Genomic DNA, 8,661 nt, shown 5'->3' with positions numbered 1-8,661 from the left:
GGGACACTAACTGCTAGAGCTGATGTCCCGACATGTCACATGCCCGGTCCTGATGAATCTGCTAGGCAATTTCTGTTTTACAGCACCCAAGAATGTGGTTTACGCGAGCCCCTGGCTGGTAAAAATATTCATTGGCATAGCTATAGGATATATTTGGCTATCTGACCCGATAGCAGATAGTACGGTACCGGCTAAGCTGCATATAGAGGCTAGTCCACCATCACTCTTGTGAACAACCGCTCCCGTACCTACCAAGATGACGCTATCGTTACCAGACAATAAGTTGGCTTCGTCCCACAAGACTGTTGCTCCCAGCTCTTCGCCATCCGTGTTCAACTGCTCCGCACCGCTCGCGCCTTTAATATCAATATCATACCCGGCTTCGCTCTTAAAAGATCGCCCGCTTGAGTCAGAGGATACATCCTCGATCAGGTCGAATGCTACGAACGTTGTATCCACTGGCAGGGCGCTGTTCACTTCTAGCAACGGGATATCACTGCTATCTGTCTGCGTTGATATATCAAAGCTAAATTCACTGTCGGCAGCAGTGGTGGTGGTTCCATCACTCATTACAACTTCGCTATGGCCATGTACATAAACACCATCAGCGGCCAGATAACTTTCACCATCATTTATAAGACTGATACGTTCAATGCCCCACTCATCTAAAGTGCGCACTTCACCTGTTTCGCTCACCCCATTGCTGTTGAGGTCCTGCCAGATCGCAAATTTACTCCACTGCTCGTCAGCATGATTAAGATAGTTGTCTTGATTGGTATCAAAAACCTGTTGAAGAGCCTCCATATCGGTCCCTGCATCGGGTGCGTGATCAGTAAAGACAAATTCAGAACGATCCGTCACGCTGCTATCACCCAATAGATCAATGATCAGCAGACCATCATCGGCACCAACCCATGCTGTTCGATCACCGATATCATCTGCCGTGTAATCATAAAAAATCGTGCTCTGACCTAAACCAATGAAGCTAAGACCGTCATTGGTGAGATCAATTGCAACAGGAGCCAGTGATCCTGTCGCCGTCGTAAAATTTAATGTGGCAGGATCAGAAATACCTGCGTAGCCATTTCCTGCCAGGTCAGTCACTGCCCCATCCTCGATCTCCAGATGGTACTTGCTGAGGCTATCCATTGGGGATGAGGGGGTAATCATCAATTTACCGTCGCTAATAGCCAACTGACCGGCATGATTGCCGACATCGATAGTGATCGTGTTGCTGGCGTCCGTATCGTCCACCAGCTTGATATTACCGCTTCCCAGGCCAATACTTTCCGTAAAGGTCATGGTGAGGCCAAGATTGGCGGCCACACCCTTTGCCCCATCAGCAATACTGGTGTCCATAGAGTCAGTCAGACGAGCGATCATGAAATCTTTACCTGTTTCCCCGCCAGTATTAACGTAACCACCGATTACAATATTGTCATTGGCATCGACGATGACATCGTACGCTTCATCCGCGCCGCCATTTCCTGAAAGATCAGCTGCGAAGACGCCATTGTCAGCAAAGCTGGCATCGAGATTGCCATCTCTGTCTAGGCGCATAATGACGCTGTCTAATCCGCCTGTGGTTGAAGAGTTAAAGCCAGAAGAAATTATGATTTTCCCGCTGGAATCAAAGGCAATCCCGCCACCGCGGTTGCTCGCGTAACCATCGGTGCTAAGGGTAGCGATACCATCCCCGGCCCAGCCTATGTCCAGTTCTCCCTTAGCGTTGAATCGAGCCACGTTGAGGGCACGTGAACCGTTTGTTAAGACATAGATGTTTCCTACCCCATCGATGGCGGTATCAAGGATAGAGTCGTATAAGCCTGAATGTATATCCGCAGAGATAAAACCATCACCACCTCCGAAGCTGGCGTCGCGACTACCATCGGAGTTGAGACGCAGGAGATATGTGTTGTCATCAAGACTGCCGGTGAACATGAGTTTTCCATCGGCCTGGATCTCGATATCCTGAACAGAGTCATGCTTCCCAGGTGCAAGGTCAAAGATAGCGTTCCCGCCGCTACCGAAGTCGGTATCGAGGCTGCCGTCGGGATTGTAACGGGCGATTGCGCTATCCAGTGTACGTTCATTCTGTACACGACCGCCCATGATCACTTTGCCGTCTGTCTGAACCGCTACAGCACAGGCAGTCTCCGCCTTGTCGGTCCTGCCAAAATTATTTAAGACAAAGCCGTCTCCACCAAAGCTGCTATCGAGGCTTCCATCTGCGCTAATTTTAGCAACAACGGCATCATTATAATATGTCCCACCAGAAATCACGCCAGGGATATAAATATTGCCCTTGGCGTCAACGACCGATTCGCCATAGATGTATTGGTATTGTTTTACATCTGTAGTCACTTTGGCGGTCGCCACCCCGTCCCCACCCCCAAAGCTGCTATCTGTGCTACCATCGACATTGACCCGGGCGACAAAAAAATTGGCCTTTGTCTGGTTTTGCCCGCTGATGACGTATTTTTCATCAGCGACCTCGTTGATTGTCGCATGATTTCCTTCGTCAGCCCTGCTCCCTCCATCGATAAAGGTACGACCATCGCCGCCGCCAAAGCTTGTATCCAGACCGAAAATACTTCCCGTTGTAAGGCTAATAGTGTCGACCTTAATGGTGCCGGGATTGCTGGCGGTGCTACTGAGGTTTCCAGCCCTGTCGGCCTGGCGCACCTGAATCGCACCAGCAGGGTAGTCTGTATTATCGGTCAGGGCGAAACTGCTACCCGAACCATTATTCCAACTGCTGCCAGCGTCAAGGCTGTACTCCCAGCTGGCAACGTCGCCTGCCAGAGTGACATTAACCATGCCATTCTTTGTGATCCCATCGCTGTTACTGCTACCGCTGTCCGTTGCCAAGGCAAAGTTTGGGGGCGCGACTGTCATATCAAGAGTAAAATCGACCGCATTGCTGGTAATGCCCACATTACCAGCCACATCAGCCAACTGTGTAGTCAATGCCTTGGCACCGTCGCTACCGAGATCAGCGTCAGTAACAGTGAAATTCACAGAGCCGTTAGTAATGTCGTCTGCAGAAAGTATCACCGTCTTTGCTGTTGCAAATGAACTGCCATCAAGAAGCAACTCGATGCTGTCACCTGCCACTGCAAGTGAACCTGTTGTTGGTAGTGTTGCTCGAAAGTCTGTTGATAGAGACTCAGCAGCATTAATGAGAGTGTCGTCCAGATCGGTGCTAGTGAGCTCGGCTAAGGTCGGTGCAGCTGGTAGGGTGGTATCAAGGGTGAAGTCCATCGCATTGCTGATAATGCCCAGATTGCCAGCCATATCGGTTAACTGTGTAGTCAATGCCTTGGCACCGTCGCTACCGAGATCAGCGTTAGTAACAGTGAAATTCACAAAGCCGTTAGTAATGTCATCAGCAGAAAGTATCACCGTCTTTGCTGTTGCAAATGAGCTACCATCAAGAAGCAACTCGATGCTGTCACCTTCTACCGCAAGTGAACCTGTTGTTGGCAGTGTTGCTCGAAAGTCTGTTGATAGAGACTCAGCAGCATTCATGAGAGCGTCGTCCAGATCGGTGCTAGTGAGTTCGGCTAAGGTCGGTGCAGCTGCCAGGGTGGTATCAAGGGTGAAGTCCATCGCATTGCTGATAATGCCCACATTGCCAGCAATATCGGTTAACTGTGTAGTCAATGCCTTGGCACCGTCGCTACCGAGATCAGCGTCAGTAACAGTGAAATTCACAAAGCCGTTAGTAATGTCATCAGCAGAAAGTATCACCGTCTTTGCTGTTGCAAATGAGCTACCATCAAGAAGCAACTCGATGCTGTCACCTTCTACCGCAAGTGAACCTGTTGTTGGTAGTGTTGCTCGAAAGTCTGTTGATAGAGACTCAGCAGCATTCATGAGAGTGTCGCCCAAATCGGTGCTAGTGAGTTCGGCTAAGGTCGGTGCAGCTGGTAGGGTGGTATCAAGGGTGAAGTCCATCGCATTGCTGATAATGCCCAGATTGCCAGCCATATCGGTTAACTGTGTAGTCAATGCCTTGGCACCGTCGCTACCGAGATCAGCGTCAGTAACAGTGAAATTCACAAAGCCGTTAGTAATGTCATCAGCAGAAAGTATCACCGTCTTTGCTGTTGCAAATGAACTGCCATCAAGAAGCAACTCGATGCTGTCACCTGCCACTGCAAGTGAACCTGTTGTTGGCAGTGTTGCTCGAAAGTCTGTTGATAGAGACTCAGCAGCATTAATGAGAGTGTCGTCCAGATCGGTGCTAGTGAGCTCGGCTAAGGTCGGTGCAGCTGGTAGGGTGGTATCAAGGGTGAAGTCCATCGCATTGCTGATAATGCCCAGATTGCCAGCCATATCGGTTAACTGTGTAGTCAATGCCTTGGCACCGTCGCTACCGAGATCAGCGTTAGTAACAGTGAAATTCACAAAGCCGTTAGTAATGTCATCAGCAGAAAGTATCACCGTCTTTGCTGTTGCAAATGAGCTACCATCAAGAAGCAACTCGATGCTGTCACCTTCTACCGCAAGTGAACCTGTTGTTGGCAGTGTTGCTCGAAAGTCTGTTGATAGAGACTCAGCAGCATTCATGAGAGCGTCGTCCAGATCGGTGCTAGTGAGTTCGGCTAAGGTCGGTGCAGCTGCCAGGGTGGTATCAAGGGTGAAGTCCATCGCATTGCTGATAATGCCCACATTGCCAGCAATATCGGTTAACTGTGTAGTCAATGCCTTGGCACCGTCGCTACCGAGATCAGCGTCAGTAACAGTGAAATTCACAGAGCCGTTAGTGATGTCATCAGCAGAAAGTATCACCGTTTTTGCTGTTGCAAATGAGCTGCCATCAAGAAGCAACTCGATGCTGTCACCTGCCACTGCAAGTGAACCTGTTGTTGGTAGTGTTGCTTGGAAGTCTGTTGATAGCGACTCAGCAGCATTCATGAGAGTGTCGCCCAAATCGGTGCTAGTGAGTTCGGCTAAGGTCGGTGCAGCTGGTAGGGTGGTATCAAGGGTGAAGTCCATCGCATTGCTGATAATGCCCACATTGCCAGCCATATCGGTTAACTGTGTAGTCAATGCCTTGGCACCGTCGCTACCGAGATCAGCGTTAGTAACAGTGAAATTCACAGAGCCGTTAGTGATGTCATCAGCAGAAAGTATCACCGTCTTTGCTGTTGCAAATGAGCTGCCATCAAGAAGCAACTCGATGCTGTCACCTGCCACTGCAAGTGAACCTGTTGTTGGTAGTGTTGCTTGGAAGTCTGTTGATAGCGACTCAGCAGCATTCATGAGAGTGTCGCCCAGATCGGTGCTAGTGAGTTCGGCTAAGGTCGGTGCAGCTGGTAGGGTGGTATCAAGGGTGAAGTCCATCGCATTGCTGATAATGCCCACATTGCCAGCCATATCGGTTAACTGTGTAGTCAATGCCTTGGCACCGTCGCTACCGAGATCAGCGTTAGTAACAGTGAAATTCACAGAGCCGTTAGTGATGTCGTCTGCAGAAAGTATCACCGTCTTTGCTGTTGCAAATGAGCTGCCATCAAGAAGCAACTCGATGCTGTCACCTGCCACTGCAAGTGAACCTGTTGTTGGTAGTGTTGCTTGGAAGTCTGTTGATAGCGACTCAGCAGCATTCATGAGAGTGTCGCCCAGATCGGTGCTAGTGAGTTCGGCTAAGGTCGGTGCAGCTGGTAGGGTGGTATCAAGGGTGAAGTCCATCGCATTGCTGATAATGCCCACATTGCCAGCCATATCGGTTAACTGTGTAGTCAATGCCTTGGCACCGTCGCTACCGAGATCAGCGTTAGTAACAGTGAAATTCACAGAGCCGTTAGTGATGTCGTCTGCAGAAAGTATCACCGTCTTTGCTGTTGCAAATGAGCTGCCATCAAGAAGCAACTCGATGCTGTCACCTGCCACTGCAAGTGAACCTGTTGTTGGTAGTGTTGCTTGGAAGTCTGTTGATAGAGACTCAGCAGCATTCATGAGAGTGTCGCCCAAATCGGTGCTAGTGAGTTCGGCTAAGGTCGGTGCAGCTGGTAGGGTGGTATCAAGGGTGAAGTCCATCGCATTGCTGATAATGCCCACATTGCCAGCCATATCGGTTAACTGTGTAGTCAATGCCTTGGCACCGTCGCTACCGAGATCAGCGTTAGTAACAGTGAAATTCACAGAGCCGTTAGTGATGTCGTCTGCAGAAAGTATCACCGTCTTTGCTGTTGCAAATGAGCTGCCATCAAGAAGCAACTCGATGCTGTCACCTGCCACTGCAAGTGAACCTGTTGTTGGTAGTGTTGCTTGGAAGTCTGTTGATAGAGACTCAGCAGCATTCATGAGAGTGTCGCCCAAATCGGTGCTAGTGAGTTCGGCTAAGGTCGGTGCAGCTGGTAGGGTGGTATCAAGGGTGAAGTCCATCGCATTGCTGATAATGCCCACATTGCCAGCCATATCGGTTAACTGTGTAGTCAATGCCTTGGCACCGTCGCTACCGAGATCAGCGTTAGTAACAGTGAAATTCACAGAGCCGTTAGTGATGTCATCAGCAGAAAGTATCACCGTCTTTGCTGTTGCAAATGAGCTGCCATCAAGAAGCAACTCGATGCTGTCACCTGCCACTGCAAGTGAACCTGTTGTTGGTAGTGTTGCTTGGAAGTCTGTTGATAGCGACTCAGCAGCATTCATGAGAGTGTCGTCCAGATCGGTTGTAATGAGTTCGGCTAAGGTCGGTGCATCTGGTGCCATGGTGTCGACCTCAATTATAACGGCCGGACTCATATCACCGGCGTTGATCTGATAGCGAACGACAGTTGAGCCATCACCTGCGGCCTCAACAATACTGGCGGGCAGGGTGATGGAGGCCATTCCCTCGTCATCGATATCTATGCCTGCAATGATAAAGTCTTGCGTTTGCTCTCCCCATTGGAGGCTGACCCCGTCATCAGCTTTTACCCCAGATATTTTTACAAGGATGCCGGCATCCTTGTCGGCAGCATTAATACCGTCATTGGCCGCCTCGATCAGGGGAGGTTGAATGAGGCTGTTCCCGAGGTCAGCCCGATTGCCATTAACTCCGTTTGTAAAGGCATCAACACCGTCAGCGAGTAGCTCAACCCCCTCTTGACTTAAGGCTAATTTTCCATCCCCCAGCTCGGTGATGGCGTTTTCCAGTTGGTCAAGGGTCTTGGCCATTCCGGTGGTGGTACTATCGGCACCGGACAGCTGGGCGAGGATCTCACCATAGTGTTCTGCCGTCTCATTGATCTCGTCGCTGCTGTCGTAGCCGTCTTCGACAACGGTGACAACGGGGGCCAGGATATCTTCAACGGCAAAGAGTTCTGCGATCTGGTCGTTGGCGGCAAGATCGGCTTCGTTGACCTCATTGCCGGTGATGCCGGCCTGGCGGGCGGCAAGCTCGGTCAGAGGGGTGACGCTGATATAGACATCACCGTTTCCATCGGAATAGCCCATGGCGCGCAGGGGCGCACCGAGGCTGAGAGAAAGGCCGCTGGCCTCATCAAGGTAATCCCCTGCACCCTCATTGTTGTCGATTACCTTGACAAGAATTGCCCCCTTATAGTCGCCAATGGTGAGTTTAACCTGGCCGCTGGTCTCAAATTTACCACCGCCGAGCAGATTGCCCTGGCCATCGTAAACTTCAACGATCGCATGGGAAGTGGCCAGAAATGGACCGGCAACACCCCTGACGGTGACGTCGTGGCTATCACTACCCTTATCTACTGAGCTGCTACTATCTGAACTGCCTCCGCCTGCTGCGACGGCGATACCGCCGGCACCCAACAGGCCACCGGCCCAAACCCACGGGCTGATTGACTCTGCCCCCTCGGAGGCCTGCCAGACGATTTCATCCGTTGGGCCAGCCGTTGTGGTGTCAGTGATGGCCATCCCCTCAGCGGGGGCCAGGGATCCATCGACACTGTATCTAGCCCCAAGCTCCTGACCGTAGAAATCTTCAATTTGGGCAACAGGCTCTTCATCGATTTCAATGTCAAGATTATCGCCGCTTCGTTTTATGATGAGATTGTCCGGGATGCGATGGTCCTGGTCGAGGACAGAGTAAATCGCCCCCGCCTGGGCGCCAAAGGACGCCGATATTGTCAGAGGATGTTCAACAACTTCTCCGCCAGCCAATACTTCGATCAATAATAAATTTTTCATATTTGCTCAATATCCATGGGCAGTATTTCTAAAAATAGAGTGTGATTGCAAGATGTTCCGAGAGCTAAGCATCTAAAGCCCATAGGCGCAAGAAAAAAAGCAGGCCATCTCTCATCTGGCATCTTTTATTTCTGTTTATTATTTTTCCACTCAGCTAAGGTGCCTTTTAGGTGAAGACAAGGTGGGACTAAGGATATGACAGAAACTAAGGACGATGAGGATAGAGCTAAATCCTAACATGAATAGCAAAGGGTGGGGGACATGCCCATTCCTCATTGTCAGCAGCTGCCCAAATGACAAGAGGATATTTTACTCTTAATTAGTCGCCAGAGGCAATCAGCTTACGCTTACGGATAAATTTTCCTAAAGAAAAGGTTCTGTTGTCCCAACATTTATCACCGTATCCAGGAAGATAAAAATCAAGATAGCGTTTTGTCAGAAGGAGAGGTTGCAAAGGAAACATGTTTAATTTGCCATCAAGAAGCATTTTGCAAGGACTGACAC

1 protein-coding gene is annotated in these 8,661 nt (G+C 50.1%); it reads right to left on the bottom strand.

Features of this window, described 5'->3' with window-relative positions:
- Window positions 1-99 precede the first annotated feature (99 nt).
- Complete coding sequence (locus tag DP_RS10750; protein ID WP_011189345.1) at window positions 100-8,157, bottom strand: beta strand repeat-containing protein; 8,058 nt, start codon at window positions 8,155-8,157, stop codon at window positions 100-102.
- Between the last annotated feature and the right edge of the window lie 504 nt (window positions 8,158-8,661).

The sequence above is a fragment of the Desulfotalea psychrophila LSv54 genome (genome assembly GCF_000025945.1).
Lineage (GTDB): Bacteria > Desulfobacterota > Desulfobulbia > Desulfobulbales > Desulfocapsaceae > Desulfotalea > Desulfotalea psychrophila.
This window is presented reverse-complemented; position numbering and strand designations above follow the sequence as displayed.

Bases quoted from the DNA above. Each gene is read 5' to 3' on its own strand.
- DP_RS10750 (WP_011189345.1), bottom strand. From the start codon at position 8,157: ATGAAAAATTTATTATTGATCGAAGTATTGGCTGGCGGAGAAGTTGTT.